Origin of the sequence: Corynebacterium kozikiae (genome assembly GCF_024580965.1) — a bacterium.
GTDB classification, from domain to species: domain Bacteria; phylum Actinomycetota; class Actinomycetes; order Mycobacteriales; family Mycobacteriaceae; genus Corynebacterium; species Corynebacterium kozikiae.
Genome location: NZ_JANIKJ010000008.1, coordinates 1 through 25676, shown reverse-complemented (window position 1 = coordinate 25676; position 25676 = coordinate 1). Strand labels below are relative to the sequence as shown.

The following is a 25676-nucleotide window of genomic DNA, read 5'->3' as shown; positions in this document are numbered from 1 at the left end:
AAACGAAATCAGTTTCACGTCAGATACTTGGAAGGCAAGGCAATGACTGCCACTTTTACTCACAAGTCCTACCTCTCAGCCGAACAGCGCCAAGCTGCGCTGGAGGCCATGTCCGATGATCAGGGTGTAGACATCTTGGTCATCGGCGGCGGTGTCACTGGAGCCGGTATTGCCCTGGATGCAGCAACCCGCGGCCTGCGCACGGCTGTCGTGGAGGCTGGCGACTGGGCGGCTGGTACCTCCGCATGGTCCACCAAGCTGGTGCACGGCGGCTTGCGCTACCTCTACAACCTGGACTTTAAGCTGGTTGCTGAGGCTCTGCGCGAGCGAGGCCTGCTCCTGGAGCGCACCGCCCCACACCTGGTGAAGGCTCAGCCATTCCTGTGGCCATTGAAGATGCCAGTCATCGAGCGCGCATACTCTGCTGTTGGTATTGGCATGTATGACACGATGGCGTTTGCTGGCGCCGGCGGCCACCGCACAGTTCCAGCTCAGCACCACTTCACAAAGTCCGGTACCAAGAAGATTTTCCCGAGCATCAAAGACAACGTCTTCACTGGTTCAATCCAGTTCTACGACGCCCGCGTGGATGATGCCCGCCTGGTTATTGACCTGGTTCGCACCGCCGCAGGCTACGGCGCCCTCGCTGCTTCGCGCACGCAGGTCGTCGGCATTGAAAAGAACAGCTCCGGCCGGGTTGTTGGCGCGAAGATTGTGGACCTGGAGACCGGCGAAGAGCGTACGGTTAAGGCACACCACATCATTAATGCCACTGGCGTGTGGACCGAAGAGTCCGAGTCTATGGCCACCAAGGATGCCGGCCTCAAGGTGCTCGCATCCAAGGGCATCCACTTGATTGTCCCCCGTGATCGAATCAAGGCTACCAGCGGTATCTTTACCCAGACTGAGAAGTCCGTGCTCTTCTTCATTCCGTGGCAGCGCTACTGGATCATCGGTACTACGGACACGCCTTACCACGAGGACATCGAACGCCCAGTGGCCACCAAGAAGGACATCCAATACGTCCTGGACCAGGCAAACAAGCTCGTAGATGATGCCCTCACGGAAGATGACATCATCAGCACCTACGCCGGTCTGCGCCCACTTCTGCAGCCAACCCTGAAGGAAGGTTCTGAGAAGGCTTCCACCAAGGTATCCCGCGAGCACACTGTCACCGAGGTTGCCCCAGGCATGAGCGTGATCGCCGGCGGCAAGCTCACTACCTACCGAGTGATGGCTGAAGACGCCGTGGACTTTGCCCTCGGCGAGCGCGCCAAGGCTCTGCCATCTGTGACCACCAACATCAAGCTCGTAGGCGCTGAGGGCTACGAGGTACTCGCTGCCCGCGCTGAGGCACTGGCCACCGAACAGGGCTGGACCTCCCAGCAAACCGAGCACCTCCTGGAACGCTACGGCGCCGAGCTCATCGACGTCATCAGTGCAATCGAGGAAGATCCTTCCCTTGGCGAGCCGCTGAAGGAGGCCCCACAGTTCCTGCGTGCCGACGTGCTCCGCGCCGTGCGCACCGAGGGTGCACTGCACCTAGAGGATGTGCTGGTGCGCAGGGTTCGCCTTGATCTGGAAGCCAAGGACCGCGGCCTTTCCGCCGCAGAAGAGGTCCTGGACATCATGGCTGAGGAACTCGGCTGGGATGACGCCACCCGCACCAAGGAGCTCGACGCTTACAAGGAGCGCGTGGAGGCAATCGCCACCGCTGAGACCCATGACACCGATGCCGAGGCGGCAGCCGAGGTTGTTGGTGCAACCCACATCGCTCCACGCCAGCCAATCCAAAAGGCCTAGCTGGCCATGGTTGAGGTTTGCACCTACAAGTAAGCAAACCTCAACCACCTGCGTGGGAATCACCATTCCTGCTCCCCTGCCTGAGTTGCCAGTACACCAAAATGCACAAACCACTGGCGGTTGAGGAGGGAGCAGGCAGGCGGTTCCCTAGCAACAACAGACATTCACTGTATTTCTCTTATCCAAATGCAATGGGATGCCGAGCATGCTGTTAATCGCAATCACGCCTCCGAACAGTACAAATCACGACCACCGCGATAAAGCAGCAAACCCACAAGTTTTGCCTCATCCGGCTTCCCGGCCTGACATTTCCTTTCCCCAGTGTTCCGCTGCGTACCGCGCAGGGGTTATTGGGGAACCCAAATGAAAGAGGTTTTCCGTGAGTACTCTCCTCGCTTCTGGCCTAGTGAACGCTGACGGCACCGCCACCATCATGGGTGCGTTCGCTTCAGAGGTACTAGGTACCGCAATGCTCATTCTTCTTGGCGCAGGTGTCTGCGCCGCTGTCACCCTTCCTAATTCCGCTGCGCGGAATACCGACTGGCTCACTATCGCCTTCGGTTGGGGTTTCGCCGTGTTTGCTGCGGTATATGTTTCCGGCCCCTCTGGTGCGCACCTCAACCCAGCTGTTTCCATCGGCCAACTCGTTGCAGGTAATGATTTCGCCCCTGGCATCGCTCCAACATTCACCAACTTCCTGATCTATGTAGCTGCACAGTTGATCGGCGCATTCATCGGCGCCTGGGTTGCCTACCTTGCATACAAGAAGCACTTTGATATTGCGGAGCCTGGTACCACCAAGGGAATCTTCTCCACTGGTCCCGCTGTCCGTTCCTACGGCTGGAACTTTGTCTCTGAGGCCATCGGTACCTTCGTTCTCGTGGGCTTCGTTGTGGCATCCGGCCAGACTCCTTCCGGCCTCGGACCACTGGCTGTGGCTCTCATCGTTGTTGCTATCGGCTTGTCCCTTGGTACTCCCACCGGGTACGCCATCAACCCAGCACGCGACCTCGGTCCCCGTATCGCACACGCATTGATGCCAATCAAGGGCAAGCCCTCCAGCGACTGGGCCTACGCATGGGTTCCAATTGCCGGGCCACTGGTCGGTGCAACCCTCGCGGCTCTGATCGTCCCCGCGGTTCTGGCAATCTAATCCGCCTAAATCCTCGGCGAACTCCTTAAACACTCCTTAAACTCAGCAATCCCCCACCTCCATAACGTTTCGCACCTTCGGTGCAGCAGCCGCGGACTGCGACTGAGGTGGACTACAGAAAGGCAACATCCATAATGTCTTCCCTCCCAGAGCGTAAGAAGTACATCCTCTCCATTGACCAGGGCACCACCAGCTCCCGCGCAATCCTGTTCACCAAGCAGGGTGAAATCAAGAGCGTAGGCCAGCACGAGCACGAGCAGATTTTCCCAAAGGCCGGCTGGGTTGAGCACAACCCACTGGAGATCTGGGAAAACGTCCGCAAGTCTGTGGGTGAGGCTCTCTCCCGCGCAGAGGTGAACCACCATGAGATCGCCGCCGTGGGTATCACTAACCAGCGCGAGACCACCGTGGTGTGGGACAAGAACACTGGCGAGCCTGTATATAACGCCATCGTGTGGCAGGACACCCGCACGCAGAAGATCTGTGATGAACTCGGCGGCGAGGCCGGCCCTGGCAAGTACCATGACATCACCGGACTGAACTTGGCAACCTACTTCTCCGGCCCCAAGATCAAGTGGATCCTGGACAACGTAGAAGGCGCACGCGAGAAGGCGGAGGCTGGCGACCTGCTGTTCGGCAACACCGATACCTGGGTGCTGTGGAACCTCACTGGCGGCAAGGATGGCGGCGTGCACGCCACCGACGTCACCAATGCGTCCCGCACCCTCCTCATGAACATCCGTACCCTTGAATGGGACGAGAACATTGCGGCAGACATGGGCATCCCAATGTCCATGCTCCCACAGATCCGTTCCTCCTCTGAGGTGTACGGTGAAGGCCGCCAAACTGGTCTGCTCGCCGGCACCCCTATCGCCGGCATCCTCGGTGACCAGCAGGCAGCAACCTTCGGCCAGGCTTGCTTTGAAAAAGGCATGGCCAAGAACACCTACGGCACCGGTAACTTCATGCTCATGAACACCGGCAACGAGCCTGTGATCTCTGAAAACGGCCTGCTCACCACCGTGGCTTACAAGATCGGTGACGCTGATCCTGTGTATGCCTTGGAAGGCTCCGTGGCTGTTTCCGGCTCCCTGATCCAGTGGCTGCGTGACAACCTGCGCATGATCGACCATGCTTCTGAGTCCGAGGAGCTGGCAACCAGCGTTGAGGACTCTGGCGGAGCATACGTTGTGCCTGCGTTCTCTGGTCTGTTCGCACCACACTGGCGCCCAGATGCCCGCGGCGTGATCGTGGGTCTGACCCGCTACGTCAACCGCGCACACATCGTTCGCGCTGCTCTGGAGGCAACCGCATTCCAGACCCGCGAGGTTCTGGACGCAATGAATGCCGACGCCGACGCCGCAGGCACCAAGGTTCACCTAGAGGAGCTGCGTGTAGACGGTGGCATGACCGCCAACGAGTTCCTCATGCAGTTCCAGGCAGACCTGCTCGGTGTGCCAGTGATCCGCCCAAAGGTCATTGAGACCACCGCTCTCGGCGCAGCCTACGCAGCAGGTATTGCTGTTGGCTTCTGGGAGGGCGAGCAGGACGTGATTGATAACTGGGCCGAGGACAAGCGCTGGGAGCCAAGCATGGATAAAGAAGAGGTGGAGCGTCAGTACCGCCTCTGGAAGAAGGCCGTGTCCAAGACCTTGGACTGGGTTGATGAAGACGTAGACCACGAGTAATCACCCACTCCCCCTACTCTCCTTTGCCGCAGCGCCCCGCCTCACACACTCAACCTTGTGTGGCGGGGCGCTTGCGTGCGTCGGTAATGCACCCCCACGTGCCGCCCGAGAAATCCTGGCGTAGGTTGTGGAAGTAGCCGGTTTTTCATGGTCGAACAGGAGGCAACACAATGAAGATTGCATTTCTTGGCACGGGGCGCTTGGGCACTGAGCTCGCGCTGCAGTTGCTCAAGGAGGGCCACGAGCTCACGGTGTGGAATCGCAGCAAAGCAAAGACACAGACGCTTGCCGACGCCGGCGCGGGCGTTACAGACACCGCTGAGGAGGCAGTCACGGGCGCTGAGCTGGTGGTGAGCTGCCTGTTTGATGCCAACGCCGTGCAAGAGGTGATCGTGGACCCGGGGCTCATTCCAGATGGGGTGGCGTGGGCAGATGCGTCCACGGTTGCGCCGAAGGACACCGAGGTTTTCGCGGCTGCGGTGCCGAGTTACGTTGCCACGCCAGTTGTGGGCACCCTTGGGCCCGCCCGGAATCGGGCGCTGGGCGTGTATGTGGGCTCGGCAGATGCGGAAGTGCGTCAGCAGGTCTTTGAGGTAGTGAAGGTCTGGGGTGAAACAAACCCCGAGCGCGTGAAGCAGGTGGACTCCCCGAGGCAAGCGGCGGCTGGGAAATTGATCGCGAACCTGGCCCTTGCCGTGACCGCGCAGGGCTTCAAGGAGGCCCTATTGTTTGGGGAGTCCCAGGGCGTGGATGCGCAGACAGTGGTGGAGATGCTGGGGTCCACTGGGCTTGAGTTCATCCGAAACATGAAGAGCCCGTTTGTGCTGGGTGAACGCGACACCGCCCCAGGTGACTTCACCGTTGATGCGATTGCCAAAGATGTTCGCGCGATCCTCACTGAGGCCAACATGCCTCTACCCGCAATTGCCGCAGCGCTGCAGTCCTTCGAGGTGCAGCAAGAGAACGACCGCGGTGATCACGACTTCTCCGAAATCCTGGTGCACCGTGCCGATAGGCCGGACATGCCTTAATGGAGAGCCGGAGGGGCCTCGCGCTGGTGCCGGGATCGGGTTAGGGTTTGGGTTTGGGTTTGGGTTTGGGGTGACTGCTTTGCGAAGCAGCCCCAAGGAGCCGTAACGAAATCTTACAGCGAAACAATTTACCTGGTAGATAGAGTTCGCGGCATTCCTGTGAAAGAAGTATACCCTTCTGTTATTGCAGGGAACCTTTCTATCAAGATCGTAACTGCCTTCCCAGGTGCAAAGTGCCTTAGACACTAGGGAACAATGAGGAGCCGAACAAGCTGTGGATGAGTTTAATACAGCTCTTTTTCAAGTCGTTTCTGAGATGTGTGCAGGGAAGATTCCAGAACCGTTGCAAAGAAATGGGTGGACGTTATTTGATGACTTGAAGTTGGAAGCGGCCTCTCATTACTCGCATAATTTTCAACGATACCGGTACATTCCTTTCCGCCTTGCCGTGAATCATGACAAGTGCAGGTCGGAAATCTCACGAGCACAAAGTGCAGGCCTTGACGAATATGGAGACCCTGTCAGGCAGGGGAAAAAACCTCGCAAGAAGAAGGGCCGCAGCACCTATCATTTCCTGAATTACTGGCTCCTGGAGGCGCTGGGGAAAATGGAGTTTGCTGCCGATATGGCATATTCGATGGAGCGGCTCCACCCCCAAGAGATTGGTTTTGACGTGATTATCCATGGTGAATCAGACTGGGAAATAAGAAAGTGGTACCGGGGGGAAAGGCACATACTGGACGACCTGATCGGAGGGACGTTTTAACTTAAGGGCGCTGTTGAAAACTCCCTATTGTGTAGAAATGATGAAGGTGCACACTTGCGAGGGCTACTCGCTAGCAAATTGTTAGCGAGCCACACCCCTGGTTGCAATCGAAGAGTATCCTCATCGCCATGTTGCGATGGGGATACTTTTGATGGTGCTGCTTCAAACTCCGACGCCTGAGGAATATGTGCGGATTCACCGGCATGGGGATCGGATCGATCGAAACTCCTCGGAGGCGATGAAGGCCACCACAGCTGAGAAGCTGCAGATCCCACTGCGCAAGGCGGGCTACAAGGTCATGGGCGACCTCGTCAAGGGTCAGATGGGCTTCGTAGGCTACTTACCAAGGTGCTCAGCTTATTGACGGCTCCTGGTACTTCCCCGGCATGCCCGCCCACTGGCGCAACGCTAGTACCCTATTCGCCGCTGGCGAGATGGATCGTGACGAGCTTTACGACATTATCGAGCGCCGCCAAGCATTCGCTCTTCAAGTCAAGAAGATAAACGAGGATGGCTCTATCGACTTGTATTCCCCGGCACGCGGCAACCGTGCCAAGCTCAAGGTTGACGGTATCGGTGTTGACAAGTCTCTAGAAGGTGCGACCCTGCGTAAGGTGTTCGCTCGTGACTTGACTAAAGAAGACCGAAACAGTGCCGTCTTCAAGCAGACGCAGATTCGCATCCCTGTGGATGCAGCAGCAAAACACGTTAAGACGGGACCTTTTTAGGGAACGCAAGAATGGGCTGACACTTATCGGCGTGGACGAAACACGATTCAGAGCCGTAACGCCCTTCTCAAGAACGGCCACATGGGATTGGGCGACAAGACTCGCCGTCTCGTACGTGGATTCGCGAACGCGACCCTTGTAACTGCTCTCGGCATCGTAGGTGTCAACATTCACCTGATTCAAAAGTTCCTTCACCGAGTCGTTCTCGACTTGAAAACGAATCCCAGTGATCCGGTTCCAACTCAGCCATGTAAGCGAGTCTCCGATTGGAACACATTTGGCAACGTCGCGCCACAGGCTCCCCCGGCTGCAGCCTAGAGGCCAGCAAAGACCACCGCCCATTCGGGCCGTGGTCTACAGGTCGTGGGCTACTGCCCATTGAGGCTAAACTTCACCCGCTCTCTGTTGCTTTTACGCACCATGAATCGAGCGAGAAAAGCAAAATCCCGATTCTCAATAACGAGAATCGGGACTCCGTTCGGCGATTGTCCGTTTCGTGAAATTCGTAGATCAGAAACTTGAAGCCGTAGCGTTGTACCCCGTACGGGATTTGAACCCGTGTTACCGGCGTGAGAGGCCGGCGTCCTAGGCCGCTAGACGAACGGGGCATAGAACTTTCATTCTGGCGAGCTATGCTCGCTGCTGGCCTACCAGGACTCGAACCTAGAATGACGGTACCAGAAACCGTAGTGTTGCCAATTACACCATAGGCCAATGTTTCCAGCATGCCGTTCCGGCTGTGCTGTGCAACGGGAACTAATATAACCACGTTTTTGTAACTTGCACAAACCTGCAGGAAAACTCGCCTTTTCACACCCCAACAGCTTCACGACCCATCCACAGCCGCGCCTTGGGCCTTGTGCCTTGGGCCTTGGGCTCGGCCTAAGTGTTCTGCTTGAAGAAGTCCCACATGTAGCCACTGGTGCCCTGTTCTTGGCTCCAGGAGTGCCGCATGCCTTGCACCTCTACATAGCGCACGGGTGCCACGCAGCCTTCAAATTGCCGGGCAACGGCAGGCGCGCTGATTGTCCCTGCAGTGGATTCCACCACCTTTTGTTCGCATTGTGCCCGCTGGGCGGCCTCTTGGGCTACGGTCCACGCGCTGGCATACGTCTGGCCATGCCGCTGGCCACCGTCCACGCTGATCACCGGATCGCTCGTACCCTGCATCAGCAAGGTTGGCACGGCAACGCCCTCGCAGTCTTGGTGCATCGCGGGATACATCGATCCCGCCACGGAAACCACCGCCTTAATGGGCGCACCGGCGTGGCAGGCCAGCGAATACGCAAAGGCCCCACCGTTGCTAAAGCCCGCCGCATAGAAGCGTTCAGGGTCCAAGCTGTAGTGTTTGCCTACCTGTGTGAGCACCTGTTGCACATACTGCGCATCTTGCTCAAAGGTGGTTGCAGAATAGGGTGCGCCGGCCCATGCGTCCTGCACGCCCTGCGCAAAGATCACGATTGCCTCATTGCTCATGAGGTTGTTGCCCTGCAGCATGCTCTGGGCGGTTTCCTTCCACCCGTGGAACACAATGAGCACCGGGGTTGGAGTTTCACCGGTGTACTCCGCGGGGACGGACAAGAGGTATTCCCTGTCCCCCACGCGCTGCATCGCAGACGTACCGGGCAGCACTGGATACTCGGCAACCGGAGTAGAGCCAGGGCGGGTTTCAACCGTCCATGCAGCGTGGCGCAGTTTCACTTCTTGCGCATCACCCTCACTGCCCTCGCCGTTCCCGCCGGTGGCTTGATACGAAGGCACGTCAGCTTGCGCGGATGTATCTGCGGAACCAGCACTAATCTCCTGCGCAGAGTGCACCGAGTGCACAGAATGCACAAAGGCCGCGCTGCCGCCGAGCATACAGGCAGCAGCGAACACCGCGATACCGCCAGCCCGGAGAGTCCTGAGAAGCTGCACGAATTACGCCTGGTACGGGGTCTGAGCAAGCGCAGCGCGCAGGCGGTTCAGGGTGGATTCCTTGCCCAGAAGTTCCATGGATTCGAACAGTGGTGGGGATACTGCCTGGCCGGAAATGCCCACACGCAGCGCACCGTAGGCTACTCGTGGTTTGAGCTCAAGCTTTTCAATCAACGCCCCCTGGAGAGCGGCCTCAATGTTGGTGGTGTTCCACTCGTCTACTGCTTCGAGCGCAGCAATGCCTTCCTCAAGCGGCTGCACAGCGGTTTCCTTGAGGTTCTTCTTGGCGGATTTTTCATCCAGTTCCAGGGCGTCGTCCGTGGTCACCAGGAAGCTCAGCAGCCCCCACGCCTCAGACAGGGTCTTGATGCGGGTTTGCACCAGCTCGGCAGCAATCGCGAACTTGTCTTCGGGGTAGTCCGCCGGGAACTCGGTGTACTCGCTCAAGTAAGTGCGCAGGCGCTCGGTGAACTCGCCGAGCGGGAGCAGGCGAATGTGATCGGCGTTGATCGCTTCCAGCTTCTTTTGGTCAAAGCGCGCGGGGTTGCCCAGGACGTCGGCAACGTCGAAGTTGGCCACCAACTCATCCACGCTGAAAATATCTTTGTCTGCAGAAAGCGACCATCCCAAAAGCGCCAGGTAGTTCAGCATGCCCTCGCGGATAATACCGTTATCGCGGTGGTTAAACAGGTTGGACTCTGGGTCACGCTTGGAGAGTTTCTTGTTGCCCTCACCCATCACGAACGGCAGGTGAGCGAACACTGGGGTTTGCTTGGCCACGCCGATTTCCTTCAACGCCTCGTACAGCGCGAGCTGACGAGGGGTGGAAGGAAGCAGGTCCTCGCCGCGCAGGACGTGGGTGATACCCATGAGGGCATCATCCACTGGATTCACCAGGGTGTACAGTGGCGCGCCGTTGGAGCGGGCCACCACGTAGTCCGGCTGCGTGGAGGCCTTGAACTCAATTTCCCCTCGCACCAGGTCATTCCACTTCCAGTCATGGTCCGGCATACGCAAGCGCCAGACGGGCTCGCGGCCTTCTGCCTGGAATGCGGCGATTTGCTCCTCGGTGAGGTCGCGGTCAAAGTTGTCATAGCCAAGCTGCGGGTCACGGCCAGCGGCGATGTGGCGCTCGCGCACTTCATCTGCGGTGGAGTAAGCAGGGTACACCCAGCCGGCGGCCTTGAGCTTTTCCAGAACATCCGCGTAAATGTCCATGCGCTGGCTCTGGCGGTACGGCTCGTGCGGGCCTCCAGTTTCTACGCCCTCATCCCAGTCCAGTCCCAGCCAGCGCAGGGACTCCACGATGGCCTGGTAGGAATCTTCTGAATCGCGCGCCGCGTCCGTATCTTCAATACGGAACACCAGCTTGCCGCCGGTGTGGCGAGCATAGGCCCAGTTGAACAGTGCGGTGCGAACCATTCCCACGTGTGGGGTTCCGGTTGGCGATGGACAGAATCGAACGCGTACATCAGACATGGTTTCTCATCTTAGCCCGTTTGCTAGGCTGATACCTTATGAGCTCAGCCCCGGCCACCGCACCAGATTTCCTCCTCTCCAGGGCACATGGATCGGTTCGCACGCAGGGGGCCCGCCGGACATTCAATAGCATCGCCGCAGCCAAACAGGCACTTTCGCAGGGCGCGGACATGGTGGTGGGTGCGATCCCCTTCAACCCTGAGCACCCCTGCGCCCTGACCGAGCCTGAGCGCATCATCCGGGAGGATGGCCCCCTGGAGCCGCACGCGTACTACCGGCATGGGGAGGGTGCGGCGCTGCACGCGTCGTTAATTGCCCTCGATCCACCGCTTGAGGAGCATGAGCGGCGGGTGGCTGCGGCTGTCGCGACGATTAAGAAGACAGCGCTGCAGAAGGTGGTGCTGGCGCGGAGCGTGAAGATTGCATTTGATCCGCCGGTGGATCCCCGCCTGATTGCTGCGCGGCTGATTGACCTTTCCATTGATCGTGACGGCTTCATCGCCGACCTCACCCCCGCGGGCCCCGCCTACCAGGGGCATTGGCTCGTGGGATCCTCGCCGGAAGTGCTGGTGAAGAAACAGGGCTCCACGGTGAGTGCGTATCCGCTGGCGGGGTCGCTGCCCAGGGTAAACGACCCAGTACAGGACCGCATCAATGCCGAGGAGCTGCGCCGTAGCACCAAGAACCTCGCCGAACACGCCTTTGTGACCGCGCACCTGCGCAATCTGCTCCAACCGCTATGCTCCAGCCTTTCCATCCCCTCCTACCCAGAGCTCACCCGCACCAACGAGATGTGGCACCTCGCAACACCCATCAGCGGCACACTCAGCCCCGAATACGCGCAGCTCACGGCCCTTGATTTGGCGCAGCGCTGCCACCCCACCCCGGCGATCTGCGGAACGCCTACCGACGCGGCCCGGTGCGTCATCGAGGAAGCGGAGGCTCCGCGGGGATTCTATGCAGGGGCAGTGGGCTGGTGTGACAGTTCCGGTGACGGCGAGTTCATGGTTGCTATCCGCTGCGCGGAGGTCAGCGCCGGTGGGCACAGTGCTGTGGCTTGGGCGGGCGGCGGCATTGTGGCGCACTCTGATCCCGCGGAGGAGGTTGCAGAAACCAGCGCGAAGCTGCGCACCATCATGAACGCGCTGGGCTTGCGCAGCTAGCGCTTGCGGGCGAGCAAGACCTCATCATCGGCATGATGAGCGGACTTGGAGTTGGGGTTGGAAGTGGAATTGGGGCGGACCTCGGCCAAAAGTACCTCCCATTCCTGCTCAGACAGGTACTCAGCGAGCTGGAGCGGCCACACATAGCCTTCGGGCTGCGTGTGGGAGTGCTGCTCCGTAGTGGCAAAGCTGTGGTGCACCACCAAGAGATAGCCACCTCGCGCTACCGCCTGGAGCAACTGCTCGATGCTGGATGGATCACCATGGATCGGCGCGAACATGGCGCTCACGAGCTGGAAACCACCGCCAGCTTGCAGGAGCTGGGTGGCCTCGGTGAGCGCAGCGGGAGCATAGCCCTGGATGATGGCGGTGCTCTCCGCAATGCCAGTATCGGAATGGGCATCGGCACCGGTAGCTGCGGACTGGATGGCCGCCCGCGCACGCCTGACCGCGTGGGGTGAAGGCTCGATCCCCACCACTTTGCCGGCACCACGCTGCGCCAGCCACACCATGTCTGCGCCTTCACCTGCGCCCAGATCGAGCACGGCGCCGGATGTTATGGCAGCGTCAAGCCCGAACTCCTCCACCACTTGGGTAAGGATGCCGTTCGGGTTCCCGGACCAGCACGCATGCTCTGGATCGTAGATTTCCGCCTCCGGGTTGGTGTGCCAGCCAGGTTGAGCATCCTCGTGGGAGTGGTGTGCCATGGGATTGATGTTCCGGTTCCTGCGGGGTGGTTGGGGTGGTTTCACACCGGCTTAGGCGCGCTCGACTGGGTTGCCCAGCTTGCCGATGCCTGGGATTTCAATCTCGATGAAGTCACCTGGGAACATTGCTGCGGTGCCGGCTGGGGAGCCGGTGCAGATGACATCGCCAGGAAGCAGGGTCATGGAGGCGGTGATGAACTCGATGATTTCACCGATGTTCATGATCATCTGATTGGAGTTGGAATCCTGCTTGGTCTCCGTCACGCCCTCATGGGTGAGGTGCGCCTTGATTGGCAGGTTCTCGGTGTTGATGGAATCCAGGTCCGTTTCAATCCAGGGGCCCAGGGGCGCGAAGGTGTCAATGCCCTTGGCGCGGGCCCACTGGCCGTCGGCGAATTGGAGGTCGCGGGAGGAGACGTCATTGATGATGGTGAAGCCCAGCACCACGTCCTTCCAGTCCTGAGCCTTGACGTTCTTGCAAGGTTTTGCAATGACCAGCGCCAGCTCACCCTCAAATTCCACCTTGGTGGCAAACTCTGGAATCTTGATGGCCGCACCTGGGCCGACCACGGCCGTTGGTGGCTTCAGGAACAACGTTGGTGGCAAGTGCTCCGCAGACTTTTGGAAAACCTCCGCAACGTGGTCTGCATAATTGCGGCCGATTGCCACAATTTTGCTTGGCAGCATTGGGGCGAGAAGCTTCACTTCATCATGCTTCCATTCTTTACCCGTGTGCTTCGGTGCAGTAAAAGGCGTGCCCTCAATCTCCTTGAACACAACCTCTGGCTGTTCACCTTCAACGGTGCAGAAACTCATTCCTTCTGGGGTAGCAATTCGTCCAAAACGCATAACGGTCATCCTACTATGTTTGGACTCCGGCCCTGCCACCACTACCCCTAAAGGGAACAGCCAGCTACACCTGCATTGCCTTCAGCGTTTTGCCCGTACCTGCAACCACCTGCGCCAAATACAGCTCCGCGCAGGCCAATGCGTCCACCAATGCGTTGTGGGAACCGTACTGGGGCAACCCGTATCGGGAACGTACCCTCGGCAGGCGCAGATCTTCACCGCGGGGGTAAGTGCCCATGCGTTCCATGTGGCGGCGCTCCACCGCGAAGGTGTCCACCACCTCCACGTCTAACCCCGCACCGAAATGGCGCCTACACGCGGCATCCAAAAAGCTGGTTTCCAAGGCGCTGAAGTGAGCAAGTAGGACCCGCCCCTTGAGCGCATCGAGCAGCTTGGCGACGGCCTCCTTCTCCTCAATCCCCTCCTCCAGCATGGTGTCTGTGATGGAGTGGATGGTTGCAGACTCTCCCACGCTCTGTCCGGGAGTTGCAGACTTGACCAGGGCATAGCCGGCGTCGCCGAGTGTGATCTGGGCGGCGTCGATAGGCACCCAACCGATGGACAAGATGCGGTGCTCCTGCGCCTTGAGCCCCGTGGTCTCCATGTCAACGGCCAGCAGTGGCAGCTCGGAAAGTGGCGTGGAAGGTGCCGGTGCCGGGGTGCGGTAAAACTCGGCCAGCGCCCCGGTTGCTTTTTTGCTGTTGCGCGAACGCCCACCAAACAACCCCAGCATCAGATGTTCCTCACTGGGTACTTCGTGGCCAGGGCGTTTTGCATGGACTTGATGATCTGGAAAGCGTCGCGCAGGTGCTCGCGGTCCATCTTGGAGAGTTTCTGCGGGTCAATGTGGTAGCTCGGGTGCTCGCCGGCATGCACCTGGTCAGCCTGATTCTTCTGGGCAATGGCATTGAGGAAGTCAAAGGCGTCCACCAGATCCTGCGCGCCCTTGGTGCTCACTGCACCGCCCGCCGCCGCCAGCAAGCGTGGCCGGGTGCCCACGGCGTTGATGCCATCGGCAACTGCGAATAGGCGGGCCATCTGCACCACGGCGTGGATGCCGCCCTTTTTCACGTCAAGGGTGTTTGCATACTCCCCCGAGCGCTCCACTACAAAGCCGCGGAAAAAACCCAAGGGTGGTTCGCGCCGTGCGGCAAGGGTTGCCAGATGAGCATGCATGCGGCCTGCGCCATGGGCCATTTGTGTGGCAACCTCGTGAACCTCCCGTGCCAGTTCATGTGCGCCGTGAATGGAGCGGAAGTCAAAGAAGGTTTGAGCGTGCAGGAGGGCGTCTGGGTCCGGGTTGGTGATCCATGTATGGAAGGTGTCAATCCAGGTGGACTTGGTCATGCGCCACGCCGGGTTCATTGCCATCATGTCCCCTGGGCAGAGCACCTGGCCTGCATGGTCCAAGCCCTTACACACGTATTCACCAAGTTGTTGGAAGTACTCGCCGTGCTCGGCTTCATTGAAGCTATCGTCCAGTACTAGACAGTTGTCCTGGTCACTGGCCAGCCCCATCTCACGCCGACCCTGGGACCCTACCACTGCAAAGGAGTACGGCACTGGCGCGGGGCCGAGTTCACGTTCGGCGAGGGTGAGCAGCCTGCGGGCCAGGTTGTCTGCAGCAACGGTGAGCATCCCGGAAACGTCTTCTGCGCTGGCACCCCGTTCGATGAAGCGCACCGCCACGTTTTCCGCAGACTGGAACACGCCGCGCAGCTCTTCTGGGGAGTTCTTCTTAGACATATCTGCGGTGACGTAAATAGGATCATTCTGCAGCAAACGCATGATGTCCGGCGAGGTCACAATACCTACCAGCTTGCCTTCCTCAGTGACCGGCAAGTGGTGGATCCCAAGCTCAGACATGCTGAGCATCGCCTCAAACGCTGGGGTGTCTTTGCTCGCGGTGATCGGGTTGGCGGTCATCACTTCCGTCACGGGCAAGTTCACATCGAGCGCGCCGGCAACTACCTTGTTGCGCATGTCTCGGTCCGTAATAATTCCGTCCGCTCCCCCATCGTGGCTGATAAGCAGGGAGGACACGTTGCGCTCGCGCATCTTCGCCGCAGCCTGCTGAATCGTTGCATCAGGGGCCACGGTGGCGGGGTTGGCAATCATGAAGCTGCCCAAGGTGGTGCGAAGGATTGCCGACGCAGAGTCGTTGCGCAATTGGTTCGCTGCCGCGCTCATGCGCTTGGACTGGCTGGAGAAGAACCGTGCCAGGTCATCATACTTGTTGGCGAGTTCCAAGAATGCGTCGCGGGGCAGGGTGAGCAGCAGCGAGTCCTCCACCGTGATCATCTGGTAGCGCGAGGCATTTTCCCCCATGAGCGTGGAATAGCCGAAGCACCGCCCCGCTTCACGGCGATCCAGCAGCACCCCTTGGTCATCCAAAATATCTACGGCACCGGCTCGGATGATGTAGCACACATCATTTGGCTCACCGACGGCGAGCAGTTCCACCCCTTTGCGCTCGTAGCGCATCTTCATTTTCGCGGGCAGCTCTTGCAGCTCTGCCATGGGAAGCTGGGCAAACGGGGCGTTGGCCGCCAGAAATTCGCGGACCTCATCAAGCTCAACACTCATAGGGGCATAGTACTTGGCACAGGATTGACGCGGGGCACAAACTGCTCCTCAATGTGAGCAGGTGCACCCTCCTTGCGCCAACGCCCCCCTCCGCGCAGCCTGCGCCAAGTCACCGCCGCGGTATTAGCCCTTGAGGGCGGCGGCGATTCTATCGCCCACCTCGGTGGTCACCACCTTGGTGCTGGTGCGGGCTGCCACGTCTGCCTCGACCGCAGCCTCAATGCGTGCGGCGTTGCTTTCATCACCAAGGTGGCGCAGCATCATTGCAGCAGAAAGGATAGCCGCCGTAGGATCGGCTATGCCCTGGCCGGCGATGTCTGGCGCGGATCCGTGCACTGGCTCAAACATGGAAGGGTTGGTACCGGTGGCATCGATGTTGCCCGAGGCAGCCAGGCCAATGCCTCCGGTGACGGCCCCAGCGAGGTCTGTGATGATGTCACCGAAGAGGTTGTCGGTCACGATCACGTCATAACGAGAAGGGTCAGTAACCATGTAAATGGTTGCGGCGTCAATGTGGTTGTAATCCACCTGAACCTCTGGGTACTCCTTGGCCACCTCATCAACGGTGCGCTGCCACAGGGAGCCTGCAAACACCAGCACGTTTGTCTTGTGGACCAGGGTGAGCTTCTTGCGGCGCTTTTGGGCTCGGGCGAAGGCGTCACGCACTACTCGCTCCACGCCGTAACGAGTGTTTTGGGAAACTTCAGAGGCCACCTCATGTTCGGTGCCCTCGCGCAGCACACCGCCCACGCCTGCGTACAGGCCCTCAGTGCCCTCACGAACCACCACGAAGTCGATTTCGCCGGGCTCGCTCAGCGGCGAGGTTGCCGTCGGGTACAGCTTGGAAGGCCGCAGGTTCACGTGGTGGTCCAGGGCAAAACGCATCTTGAGCAGCAAGCCGCGCTCCAGCACCCCTGGAGGCACCTCGCCGGGGGCACCGATCGCGCCGAGCAGGATCGCGTCGTGCTCACGCAGGGAGGCAAGGTCGGCGTCGGTCAGCAGCTCACCGTTGCGCAGGTACCGACGTGCGCCGAGGTCATATTCCGTAGTCTCAATGTCATCGCGAACTGCGCGCAAGACCTTCAACGCCTCTGCGGTAACCTCTGGGCCAATGCCATCTCCACCGATCACTGCCAGTTTCATGCAAGCTTCCTTCCATTGAGCGTTGCCGCTCCTTTAGCTGTCTTTAGCTGTCTTTTCCACAGGTCGCAGTGGATGCCGGGAGCCTGTGTACCCAGCGGATTTTAACACACCCACCGGCCCGAACTTCCGGGCATGGTACGCGAAAGCGCGGGCGCCAACCCTGTAATGGTGGCGCCCGCGCTGTTCAGGAATGTTGGCTTTGACTAGTCCAGCTCAAGCTGGAAAGCCTCGGCGTCAAGATCCTTGGCAATTGCTGCGAGCAGCTCCTCGGAGACTTCCTGCTCCACGCGCAGGATGAGCACTGCACCTGGGCCATCAGATTCCTGGGTAAGGGCGGCAGCAACAATGTTGATGTTTTCTGCGCCCAATGCGGAGCCCACCTTGCCCAGTGCGCCCGGCGCGTCGGCGTAGTTGAAGAAGAGGTTGCGGCCGGTGGCACGCAGATCCAGGCCGCGGCCGTTGATGCGCACGATCTTCTCCAGGCGCTCAAGGCCGGAAAGCGTACCCACCACGGACTCAGAGCTGCCGTCGGCAGCGATCGCACGAACCTCGATTGCGGAGCGGTGCGAAGGAGACTCCGTAGCGGTGGTCACCTTCAGGTCCAGGCCACGCTCCTGTGCAATGCGCGGTGCATTCACAAAGGTCACAGGCTCCTCGATGATGCCGGAGAACAGGCCACGCAATGCAGAAAGGCCAAGCACCTCTACGTCCTCGCTGGAAAGCTCACCGCGAGCCTCCACTTCCAAGGACACTGGGGCTTGCTCAAGCAGCTTTCCGGCGAGCAGGCCGAGCTTGCGGGCAAGATCCAGCCACAGCGCTACTTCCTCACCCACGCGACCACCGGAGACGTTCACGGCGTCCGCCACGAACTCCCCGGCCAGTGCCTTCAACACGGAGTCGGCAACGTCGGTACCTGCCCGATCCTGCGCCTCCTCAGTGGACGCGCCGAGGTGCGGAGTCACCACAACCTGTGGCAGCTCGAAAAGTGGGGACTCGGTGCAAGGCTCGGTCTCAAACACGTCAAAACCGGCGCCACGGATGCGGCCTTCCTTGATGGCGTCTGCAAGTGCCTGCTCATCCACCAAGCCGCCGCGTGCTGCGTTGATGATGATCTGGCCTGGCTTGGACTTTGCAAGCAGCTCTGCATTGAACATGCCCGCGGTTTCTTTGGTCTTTGGCAGGTGGATGGTCACAAAGTCAGCGCGAGCCATCAGCTCTTCCAGCTCTACCAATTCCACACCGAGCTGCGCTGCGCGAGCGGGGTTTGCGTAGGGATCGTACGCGATGATGCTGGTTTCAAAGGCGGCCAGGCGCTGCGCGAAGAGCTGCCCAATGTGGCCAAAGCCCACGATGCCCACGGTCTTGCCAAACACTTCCACTCCGTTGAAGGAAGAACGCTTCCACTCGTGATCGCGCAGCGTCTTATCTGCTGCAGGGATCTGGCGAGCGGTGGAAAGCAGCAGGGTGATTGCGTGCTCGCAAGCGGAGTGGATGTTGGAGGTTGGAGCGTTTGCCACCATCACACCGCGCTCGGTTGCTGCTGGGATATCTACGTTATCCAAACCAACGCCTGCGCGGCCAACAATCTTCAACTTTGGTGCTGCGGCAAGAACTTCCGCATCAACGGTGGTTGCAGATCGCACGAGCAGCGCGTCTGCATCTGCTACTGCCTTGAGCAGTTCGGGGCGGTTTGGTCCATCTACCCAACGGACCTCCACTGCATCGCCCAGGGCGTCTACGGTGGATTGTGCAAGCTTGTCTGCAATGAGGACAACAGGACGGCCAGAAAGGCTCACGTTTTTCTCCTGGATATGATCCGTGATTGCCGCATCTGCCGGTGACACGACCGCGCCCCGGCACATGGGGTCCGCACCAGCTCATCGGCGCGCAACGTGCAATATCCTAACCCGAATTTCCTAGTAATGGATAGATAAGCCCAAAAAAATCGCATTATATGCGCAACAGCACAGCGAACAGCAACGCCCCCAGGCAGCGCCGTGAAATGTGGCACCTGGGGGCGTCGGAATGCCTGCTCCTTGTTGCTCCTTGCTGCTCCTTGCTACCTACTTACTGCTCCTCGACGAACGCGGAGGGGCCTTCCTCACCTGCGGTGAGGTCGCCTTCATTGACGTCTCGCAGTGCCTCGGTACCCATTGCTTCCTCGATCATGGCGAGGAAGCGGCGTCTGCGGTCCTTGAAGAACTCCGCTGCGTTTGCAGAAAGCACCAGCTCAGGGGCAATCAGGTGGGATTCGAGCACGGAATCGAACTCGGCGTCGTCCATGAGGGACTTCGATTGGATACGGTAAAGGTAGCGCGCGGGCGAGCTCGCCTCCACCATCACGTGCGTGCGCCGGCCCATCGGGGTGCGGTTGAGGACGCTGTTTGCTAGCACGGGGTCGATGTTGTGATCTGCGCACCATGCTGGTGGGAAGACTTCGCGGAAATGCACGCCAAGCTCGTGGAAGGTGTGCCTAGAGAAGGTCACGCCGGTGCGCCAGTCGCGGGCGCCGCGGCCCATGAGCAGGGCGTAAATGCCCTTGTAGAGGCCGGAATCCGAGTTGGCACTGAGCAAGCGGGACTCCACAAAGCGGGCGTCACGCACGGACTTCGGGGTGAGATCCCAAGAGGATGCCCCATCCTCCTCCAACTCCGCGGCGCGAACCCACGCGGTGACCTCATCCACGTCTAGGCCAGAACGAATGGCAACTGCCGGGGAACCGTAGAGCTCGCCGAACACGCCGCACCAGAACCAGCGGTTGAGACGATTCCAGGCCTCGCGCTTAGAAAGGGTGCCAGGCTCCTCAGCGAGCAGCGCAATAATCACCGCAAGCGGCACCAACTGCGCCGTGTACGGCACCTGCGAAGTAGTGATTATGCAGCGATGCGCCATGTAGCTCGCCGCCTCATGGAATGCCGCACGCATGGTTTTTGCCGCTGGAATGTAATCCTCAAGGCGCAGCTTCAGAATGGACTCGCGCTGACCGGAGGCGTGGCCCTGCTTGGAAGACACATAAAGCGCCACCGCGGAGAGGAACTCAGTTTGGCCAATGCCGTCAAGCGCAGGGTATTTGCGCAGGACCTGTTCCGTTTCCTCCCAATCCTTCCGAAGCGCATAGTCCGGGTCCTGGGCCGCAAACAGTGCCGTCAGCAACTCAAACACGTCCATCTGCAGACCGGTGGAGTTGGCTTGAGCAAAGATGGAACCAATCCCCTCTTGGGCAGTTTCCCGGTCCAGGCGGGTCATTGGCACCGAATAACGCACCAGAGGCTTGACCACCTGATTGTGGAAACGCTTAATCTGCTCTTGCTGCGCAGGCTCCAGGCCATTGGCAAGGTCAAAGAGCATGTCCGTGCCCTCATCTGCCAACAGTAACCACACGGGCACAACCCCGGCCGCGATCGCGTCTTCCCTATTGCTGATGCGCTGTCCATGGAGAGACGCAAAGTGGGAGCGCACCACGCCATCTTGATCTACCGCTATAACTGCCTCATCGGGCATGACATCCGCGGAGACAGCCTTGACCAGATCCACATAGAAACGCCGGTGCACTCGCTTATTGCGGAAGTCCACGGTGGACACCAGGCCGTCATGCTCCAAGCACTGGTAAAGGGTTGTCAGGCGCTGCTGGCCATCGAGCAGGAGCAGGCCCGGGTCCACCCCCAAGTCTGGAGCCCCATGCAGCGGACGGGGGCGAAAGCGCATTTCCGTGTTGCGGGTATCCAGCGCCAGAAGCGCGCCCATTGGGTAACCGCGCAACACTGTGACCAGGAGATTACGGATCTGGTCCACGTTCCAGCGATAGTCGCGCTGGAAGTCTGGAAGTTGCAGATCACCTCGGTCAATGCGATGGAACAGATCAATCAGATCGTAACTTGGAGTGCTAAAACCCATGCGGCCTATCCTAGTGCGTCACGAATCGTGGTTGCAGACCTGCTCATGCGCCAAGTGGTGTGTTGTTTCCAACTGAATCGTGGAATGACGAATCCCAAACTCTTGCAGCCTCTGCTGCGCCGCATCCAGCACACCACATTCGGCGAGCACGTGGGCGTGCGGTGTATCCACTACAAGGTGACAGGTTGCCAGGATTTCATTGCCGTCCAAAGACCACACGTGCAAATCATGCACCGCGGTCACCTGCGGAATTGTGAGCAGCGAGGCGTTAATGGCTGCGGTGTCCGCCGCTTCCGGGGCCTGCTCAAGCAGCACCCTCACCGCGCGGGCAAACAGCTTCAGCGAACGCGGCAGGATCAAGGCGGCAATGAGGAACGACGCCACCGAGTCCGCCTGCATGAAACCCGTGGTGATCATTATCACCGCTGCAACAATCACGGCCACTGAGCCCAGTAAATCCGTGAGCACATGCAGAAACGCGCCCTCCACGTTCATCGATTCCCCGCGATGCCCATGCAGAATCCCGGCGCCGATGGCGTTTGCCACCAGACCTATAGACCCCACCACCAGCATCATCGTGGTATCCACCTGGCCGGGCTGCCCCAGCCGCACCACGGCCCTCCACACAATCACCACCGCGATCGCACTCACCGCCGCTCCGTTGACCAAAGCAGCGAACACCTCTACACGCTTGTAGCCAAAGGTTGCGCGTGCCGACGCACCCCTCAGCGCCAACACCGCTGCCACTGCTGCAAGCATCAGGCCGGTGGCATCGGAAAGCATGTGCATCGCATCTGAAATCAAGGCCAGCGAGCCGGAAAGAAAACCACCCACGAGTTCCACCAGGAACACAGCGGCCGTGAACAGCAGCACCCACAACAAGGCCTTCGTGCTGCCGGGAAGATGATTATGGTCGCCATGTTGGCTGTGGCTGTGGCTGTGGCTGTGGTGGATCGCGCCGTGATCGTGGCTCATACGCTCACCCTAAACCATTGCAATGGTGATTGGAAAGGAGCTGTGGTTGTTGCCGGGCGGACACATGCAAAAAGCACCTGGTATTCACCCCAGGTGCTTTTGAAAATGCAGTGCCTCAGCAGTTTCGTGCTTAGGCGGTCTCTGCGCGGGCGTCAACCTTGACCCAGCTCATGAGGTCACGCAGCTTCTTGCCGGTTTCCTCGATCTGGTGGTTGTTGTAGGAAGCACGAAGGTCCTCGAGCTCCTTGTTGCCGCCCTCAACGTTGGCAACGAGGCGCTTGGTGAAGGTGCCGTCCTGGATGTCCGCGAGGATGTCCTTCATGCGATTCTTGGTGTCGGCGTCGATCACGCGAGGGCCGGAGAGGTAGCCACCGAACTCTGCGGTGTCAGACACGGAGTAGTTCATGTTGGCAATGCCGCCCTCAAACATGAGGTCCACGATCAGCTTGAGCTCGTGCAGGCACTCGAAGTATGCCATTTCTGGCTCGTAGCCAGCCTCAACCAGCACCTCAAAGCCAACCTTGACCAGTTCCTCGGTGCCACCGCACAGCACGGCCTGCTCGCCGAAGAGGTCGGTCACGGTCTCAGCCTCGAAGGTGGTTGGGATCACGCCTGCGCGTGCCCCACCGATTGCTGCTGCGTAGGAAAGGCAGAGTTCCTTGGTGTTGCCGCTTGGGTCCTGAGCAACTGCGATGAGTGCAGGAACGCCCTTGCCGTCCACGAACTGACGACGCACCAGGTGGCCTGGGCCCTTTGGAGCAACCATGCCGATGTTGATGTTTGCGGCTGGCTTGATGAGCTCGAAGTGGATGTTCAGACCATGGCCGAACAGGAGGGTATCGCCATCGTTAAGGTTTGGCTCGATTTCCTCGGTGTAGACCTTTGCCTGAGTGGTGTCTGGCACGAGGATCATGATGACGTCTGCCCAAGCAGCAGCCTCGGAGTTGGAGAGGACCTCGAAGCCAGCTTCCTTTGCCTTTACAGCAGACTTGGAGCCTTCGCGAAGGCCAACTACAACCTCAACGCCGGACTCGCGCAGGTTCTGTGCGTGAGCGTGGCCCTGGGAGCCGTAGCCGAGCACTGCAACTTTCTTGCCTTGGATCAAGGAGAGGTCTGCGTCTGCGTCATACAGAAGTTCAATAGCCATGGAAGTGTGTTCCCTTTCGGATTGGAGTTCTCTCAATAGTCATACCACACGATGAGACAATTGCCCTGAATTGTCTCACAGTGTGGGAAATGTATTGGCGCCGTCTCAGCTTTCCACTTGCCCCACACACCGTACGTGCCGCAATAACCCTGCGGGATGGGGCGCTTGGGGGCGTCGGAAAGCGGCTGCAGCAGCGCCTAACGTTACCTATTCATCGGGGCAAGCGTTGCCGGAGCCATGGTCTTCGGCCCGCGGTTAAGTGCGATCTGGCCGGAGGAAATGAGCTCGCGGATACCGAACGGCTCGAGGACGTCGAGGAGTGCCTGGAGCTTGCCCTTGGTGCCGGTGGCCTCAATCACTACGGAGTCGGGGGCCACGTCCACCACACGGGCACGGAAGATGTTGGCAGCATCCACAACCTGCGGGCGGTTGGAGGCGTCGGCGGATACCTTCACCAGCATCAATGCGCGGGCAATGGTGCTCTCTTCTTCCAGGCGCACCACCTTGAGCACCGGGATGAGCTTGTTGAGCTGCTTGGTGATCTGCTCGATGTTCACTTCGTCCGCATCCACAACGATGGTGATGCGGTTAATTCCCTTGGTTTCTGTCTTGCCGGACACCAGGGACACCAGGTTGAAGCTGCGGCGGGTGAACATGGCGGAGACGCGGGAGATGATGCCGTCGATGTCTTCCACCAGCACGCTGAGGATGTGGCGAGAAATTTCTTGATTGGTCATGCGTTTCTTCCTTCTCCTCTACTTGCCGGTTTCCTGCTGAGGGTTGTGCTGCTGCATGCCTTCTTCAATGGCCTCGTCAATTTCGGCGGGGTCCACTGCGGCGGATTGATATTCGTCATCCCCCTCGAAAAATGGGCGCAGGCCGCGAGCGTACTGGATTTCAGAGTTCGAGGAACCAGCTGAAACCATGGGCCACACCTGAGCATCCTCGCCCACGATGAAGTCAATCAGCACTGGGCGGTCGTTGATCTCTCGCGCCTTCTGGATGGTGGGGACGATGTCCTCTTCTTTGGTCACACGGAACGCAGCGCAGCCAAGAGCTTCCGCGAGGCCGACGAAGTCTGGAACGTACTCAGTCTGCTCTCGCAGCTTGGTGTGTGAGTAGTGCCCGTCATAGAACAGGGTCTGCCACTGGCGCACCATGCCCAGGTTGCCGTTGTTGATGAGCGCCACCTTGATGGGAAAACCCTCGACCGCGCAGGTGACCAGCTCTTGGTTGGTCATTTGGAAGCAGCCGTCGCCGTCAATTGCCCACACTTCGGTGCCTGGGGCGCCGGCCTTCGCACCCATGGCCGCCGGGATCGAGTAGCCCATAGTGCCGAGGCCACCGGAGTTCAACCAGGTACGTGGCTTTTCAAAGTCCAGGAACTGTGCTGCCCACATTTGGTGCTGGCCCACGCCTGCGCAGTACACCGCGTCTGGGCCAACCTCCTCGGCAAGGGCGCGGATGACGGCCTGGGGGTCAATCAGGCCGTCGTCGGAAGGCTCCCAACCGCGTGGGAAACGCTCCTTGAGATCACGCAGGTAGTCTAGCCATGCGCTGATGGATGGCTTTGCGATGTTCTTGTTTTGGAATGTGGCAAGCAGCGCTTCCAAAACCTCGCGGGCATCGCCCACGATTGGCACGTCTACAGGGCGGATCTTGCCGATCTCCGCGGGGTCGATGTCCGCGTGGATCACCTTGGCGTCTGGGGCGAAGGTGCGGGTATCGCCAGTCACGCGGTCGTCGAAGCGCGCACCGATGGCAATCAAGAGGTCTGAGCGCTGCATTGCACCAACGGCGGGGACGGTGCCGTGCATGCCTGGCATACCCATGTGGAGTTCGTGAGAGTCCGGGAATGCGCCGAGGGCCATCAAGGTGGTAACCACCGGAATGTTGGTGTGCTCCGTGAACGCCTTAAGGGCCTCGGAGGCCTCCGCCTTGATCACGCCGCCGCCGATGTAAAGAACTGGGCGCTTGGCCTCAGAGATCAGCTTTGCGGCCTGCTCCACCGGGCGGGAGTGCGGGGTGGTCACTGGGCGGTAGCCGGGCAGATTGATCTGCGGGGGCCACACGAAATCAAGTTCAGAGGCTTGAATATCCTTTGGAATGTCCACCAGGACTGGGCCAGGGCGGCCAGTGATTGCCAGGTGGAATGCTTCAGCGATTGCTTGCGGGATCTGCTCCGGGCTGGTCACCATGAAGTTGTGCTTGGTCACCGGCATGGTGATGCCGCGGATATCAGCCTCCTGGAAGGCATCCGTTCCCAGCAGTTGGCGGCCAACCTGGCCGGTGATCGCAACCATCGGCACGGAGTCCAGGTAGGCATCTGCGATTGGGGTCACCAAGTTCGTAGCACCCGGGCCGGAGGTGGCGATACACACACCAACGCGGCCGGTCACTTGGGCGTAGCCGGTTGCGGCGTGACCCGCGCCCTGCTCGTGGCGCACCAGGACGTGGCGCAGCTCTTTCGACGCGTACAAGGCGTCATACAGCGGCAGGACAGCGCCGCCAGGCAGGCCGAACACGAGGTCTGCGCCGAGGAGCTCAAGGGAACGAACTACTGCTTGGGCACCGTTCATACGCTCGGGCTTGTGCGACTTGCTCATGGAAGCGAGCGTCGCTGGGGCTGTCTCTTATACACGTCTGA

20 protein-coding genes, 2 tRNA genes and 1 pseudogene are annotated in these 25676 nt (G+C 59.7%); 8 read left to right on the top strand and 15 right to left on the bottom strand.

Going from position 1 to position 25676, the window contains the following annotated elements:
• Window positions 1-42: 42 nt before the first annotated feature.
• The 7 genes from NQ018_RS06550 to NQ018_RS06520 all read left to right on the top strand — a co-directional run bounded on the left by NQ018_RS06550 (window position 43) and on the right by NQ018_RS06520 (window position 7169).
• Window positions 43-1803: a glycerol-3-phosphate dehydrogenase/oxidase gene (locus NQ018_RS06550; protein ID WP_257059760.1), complete on the top strand. Its 1761-nt coding sequence runs from the start codon at window positions 43-45 to the stop codon at window positions 1801-1803.
• A gap of 433 nt (window positions 1804-2236) precedes the next feature.
• Window positions 2237-2956 (top strand): MIP/aquaporin family protein, encoded by a 720-nt coding sequence (locus tag NQ018_RS06545; RefSeq protein WP_257059854.1) that lies wholly within the window; start codon window positions 2237-2239, stop codon window positions 2954-2956.
• A gap of 134 nt (window positions 2957-3090) precedes the next feature.
• Window positions 3091-4644, top strand: a complete 1554-nt coding sequence (gene glpK / locus NQ018_RS06540) for a glycerol kinase GlpK (RefSeq protein ID WP_257059759.1) — start codon at window positions 3091-3093, stop codon at window positions 4642-4644.
• A gap of 170 nt (window positions 4645-4814) precedes the next feature.
• Window positions 4815-5675 carry an NAD(P)-dependent oxidoreductase gene (locus NQ018_RS06535; protein ID WP_257059757.1) on the top strand — a complete coding sequence of 287 codons (861 nt, stop codon included), beginning with the start codon at window positions 4815-4817 and terminating at the stop codon, window positions 5673-5675.
• A 274-nt stretch (window positions 5676-5949) separates the two neighbouring features.
• Window positions 5950-6441 carry a hypothetical protein gene (locus NQ018_RS06530; protein WP_257038277.1) on the top strand — a complete coding sequence of 164 codons (492 nt, stop codon included), beginning with the start codon at window positions 5950-5952 and terminating at the stop codon, window positions 6439-6441.
• A gap of 154 nt (window positions 6442-6595) precedes the next feature.
• A complete protein-coding gene (locus NQ018_RS06525; RefSeq protein ID WP_257059755.1) occupies window positions 6596-6805 on the top strand; it encodes a hypothetical protein in 210 nt (69 codons plus the stop codon).
• A gap of 70 nt (window positions 6806-6875) precedes the next feature.
• Window positions 6876-7169, top strand: a complete 294-nt coding sequence (locus NQ018_RS06520; protein ID WP_257038276.1) for a hypothetical protein — start codon at window positions 6876-6878, stop codon at window positions 7167-7169.
• 535 nt (window positions 7170-7704) lie between these two features.
• Here the strand turns inward: NQ018_RS06520 and NQ018_RS06515 are convergent.
• The 4 genes from NQ018_RS06515 to gltX form a co-directional block, all read right to left on the bottom strand.
• Window positions 7705-7777 (bottom strand) — tRNA-Glu (locus NQ018_RS06515).
• A gap of 34 nt (window positions 7778-7811) precedes the next feature.
• Window positions 7812-7883: transfer RNA gene (locus tag NQ018_RS06510), tRNA-Gln, on the bottom strand.
• A gap of 168 nt (window positions 7884-8051) precedes the next feature.
• Window positions 8052-9086 carry a CE1 family esterase gene (locus NQ018_RS06505; protein WP_257059752.1) on the bottom strand — a complete coding sequence of 345 codons (1035 nt, stop codon included), beginning with the start codon at window positions 9084-9086 and terminating at the stop codon, window positions 8052-8054.
• 3 nt (window positions 9087-9089) lie between these two features.
• A complete protein-coding gene (gltX, locus tag NQ018_RS06500; protein ID WP_257059749.1) occupies window positions 9090-10565 on the bottom strand; it encodes a glutamate--tRNA ligase in 1476 nt (491 codons plus the stop codon).
• 38 nt (window positions 10566-10603) lie between these two features.
• On the opposite strand from gltX, the gene NQ018_RS06495 reads away from it, so the two are divergent.
• On the top strand, window positions 10604-11728 hold the full coding sequence (locus tag NQ018_RS06495; protein WP_257059747.1) for an isochorismate synthase: 1125 nt from the start codon (window positions 10604-10606) through the stop codon (window positions 11726-11728).
• On the opposite strand, the gene NQ018_RS06490 is transcribed toward NQ018_RS06495, so the two are convergent.
• The 11 genes and pseudogenes from NQ018_RS06490 to NQ018_RS06440 form a co-directional block, all read right to left on the bottom strand.
• Window positions 11725-12435: a class I SAM-dependent methyltransferase gene (locus tag NQ018_RS06490; protein ID WP_257059745.1), complete on the bottom strand. Its 711-nt coding sequence runs from the start codon at window positions 12433-12435 to the stop codon at window positions 11725-11727. The two genes, NQ018_RS06495 and NQ018_RS06490, sit on opposite strands and share 4 nt — an antisense overlap.
• A gap of 51 nt (window positions 12436-12486) precedes the next feature.
• Window positions 12487-13284 (bottom strand): fumarylacetoacetate hydrolase family protein, encoded by a 798-nt coding sequence (locus NQ018_RS06485; RefSeq protein WP_257059743.1) that lies wholly within the window; start codon window positions 13282-13284, stop codon window positions 12487-12489.
• Between the two features lie 64 nt (window positions 13285-13348).
• The gene (locus tag NQ018_RS06480) at window positions 13349-14017 is read right to left on the bottom strand and encodes an exonuclease domain-containing protein (protein WP_257059741.1); all 669 of its coding nucleotides are present in this window, start codon (window positions 14015-14017) and stop codon (window positions 13349-13351) included.
• A complete protein-coding gene (locus NQ018_RS06475; protein ID WP_257059739.1) occupies window positions 14017-15870 on the bottom strand; it encodes a DUF294 nucleotidyltransferase-like domain-containing protein in 1854 nt (617 codons plus the stop codon). The genes NQ018_RS06480 and NQ018_RS06475 overlap by 1 nt, the downstream gene beginning before the upstream one ends.
• A gap of 123 nt (window positions 15871-15993) precedes the next feature.
• The gene (locus NQ018_RS06470; protein WP_257059737.1) at window positions 15994-17013 is read right to left on the bottom strand and encodes a 3-isopropylmalate dehydrogenase; all 1020 of its coding nucleotides are present in this window, start codon (window positions 17011-17013) and stop codon (window positions 15994-15996) included.
• Between the two features lie 203 nt (window positions 17014-17216).
• Window positions 17217-18809, bottom strand: a complete 1593-nt coding sequence (serA, locus tag NQ018_RS06465) for a phosphoglycerate dehydrogenase (RefSeq protein WP_257059735.1) — start codon at window positions 18807-18809, stop codon at window positions 17217-17219.
• Window positions 18810-19080: 271 nt separating this feature from the next.
• Window positions 19081-20907 (bottom strand): GmrSD restriction endonuclease domain-containing protein, encoded by a 1827-nt coding sequence (locus tag NQ018_RS06460; protein WP_257059733.1) that lies wholly within the window; start codon window positions 20905-20907, stop codon window positions 19081-19083.
• 18 nt (window positions 20908-20925) lie between these two features.
• The gene (locus NQ018_RS06455) at window positions 20926-21882 is read right to left on the bottom strand and encodes a cation diffusion facilitator family transporter (RefSeq protein WP_257059731.1); all 957 of its coding nucleotides are present in this window, start codon (window positions 21880-21882) and stop codon (window positions 20926-20928) included.
• 130 nt (window positions 21883-22012) lie between these two features.
• A complete protein-coding gene (ilvC, locus tag NQ018_RS06450; protein WP_257038265.1) occupies window positions 22013-23029 on the bottom strand; it encodes a ketol-acid reductoisomerase in 1017 nt (338 codons plus the stop codon).
• 203 nt (window positions 23030-23232) lie between these two features.
• Window positions 23233-23766 carry an acetolactate synthase small subunit gene (gene ilvN / locus NQ018_RS06445; protein ID WP_257038264.1) on the bottom strand — a complete coding sequence of 178 codons (534 nt, stop codon included), beginning with the start codon at window positions 23764-23766 and terminating at the stop codon, window positions 23233-23235.
• 18 nt (window positions 23767-23784) lie between these two features.
• Window positions 23785-25662, bottom strand: a pseudogene (locus NQ018_RS06440) (acetolactate synthase large subunit); the annotation flags it as partial.
• Between the last annotated feature and the right edge of the window lie 14 nt (window positions 25663-25676).

Bases quoted from the DNA above. Each gene is read 5' to 3' on its own strand.
- NQ018_RS06550 (WP_257059760.1), top strand. From the start codon at position 43: ATGACTGCCACTTTTACTCACAAGTCCTACCTCTCAGCCGAACAGCGC.
- NQ018_RS06545 (WP_257059854.1), top strand. From the start codon at position 2,237: ATGGGTGCGTTCGCTTCAGAGGTACTAGGTACCGCAATGCTCATTCTT.
- glpK (WP_257059759.1), top strand. From the start codon at position 3,091: ATGTCTTCCCTCCCAGAGCGTAAGAAGTACATCCTCTCCATTGACCAG.
- NQ018_RS06535 (WP_257059757.1), top strand. From the start codon at position 4,815: ATGAAGATTGCATTTCTTGGCACGGGGCGCTTGGGCACTGAGCTCGCG.
- NQ018_RS06520 (WP_257038276.1), top strand. From the start codon at position 6,876: ATGGATCGTGACGAGCTTTACGACATTATCGAGCGCCGCCAAGCATTC.
- gltX (WP_257059749.1), bottom strand. From the start codon at position 10,565: ATGTCTGATGTACGCGTTCGATTCTGTCCATCGCCAACCGGAACCCCA.
- NQ018_RS06495 (WP_257059747.1), top strand. From the start codon at position 10,604: ATGAGCTCAGCCCCGGCCACCGCACCAGATTTCCTCCTCTCCAGGGCA.
- NQ018_RS06490 (WP_257059745.1), bottom strand. From the start codon at position 12,435: ATGGCACACCACTCCCACGAGGATGCTCAACCTGGCTGGCACACCAAC.
- NQ018_RS06485 (WP_257059743.1), bottom strand. From the start codon at position 13,284: ATGCGTTTTGGACGAATTGCTACCCCAGAAGGAATGAGTTTCTGCACC.
- NQ018_RS06480 (WP_257059741.1), bottom strand. From the start codon at position 14,017: ATGCTGGGGTTGTTTGGTGGGCGTTCGCGCAACAGCAAAAAAGCAACC.
- NQ018_RS06475 (WP_257059739.1), bottom strand. From the start codon at position 15,870: ATGAGTGTTGAGCTTGATGAGGTCCGCGAATTTCTGGCGGCCAACGCC.
- NQ018_RS06470 (WP_257059737.1), bottom strand. From the start codon at position 17,013: ATGAAACTGGCAGTGATCGGTGGAGATGGCATTGGCCCAGAGGTTACC.
- NQ018_RS06460 (WP_257059733.1), bottom strand. From the start codon at position 20,907: ATGGGTTTTAGCACTCCAAGTTACGATCTGATTGATCTGTTCCATCGC.
- NQ018_RS06455 (WP_257059731.1), bottom strand. From the start codon at position 21,882: ATGAGCCACGATCACGGCGCGATCCACCACAGCCACAGCCACAGCCAC.
- ilvC (WP_257038265.1), bottom strand. From the start codon at position 23,029: ATGGCTATTGAACTTCTGTATGACGCAGACGCAGACCTCTCCTTGATC.
- ilvN (WP_257038264.1), bottom strand. From the start codon at position 23,766: ATGACCAATCAAGAAATTTCTCGCCACATCCTCAGCGTGCTGGTGGAA.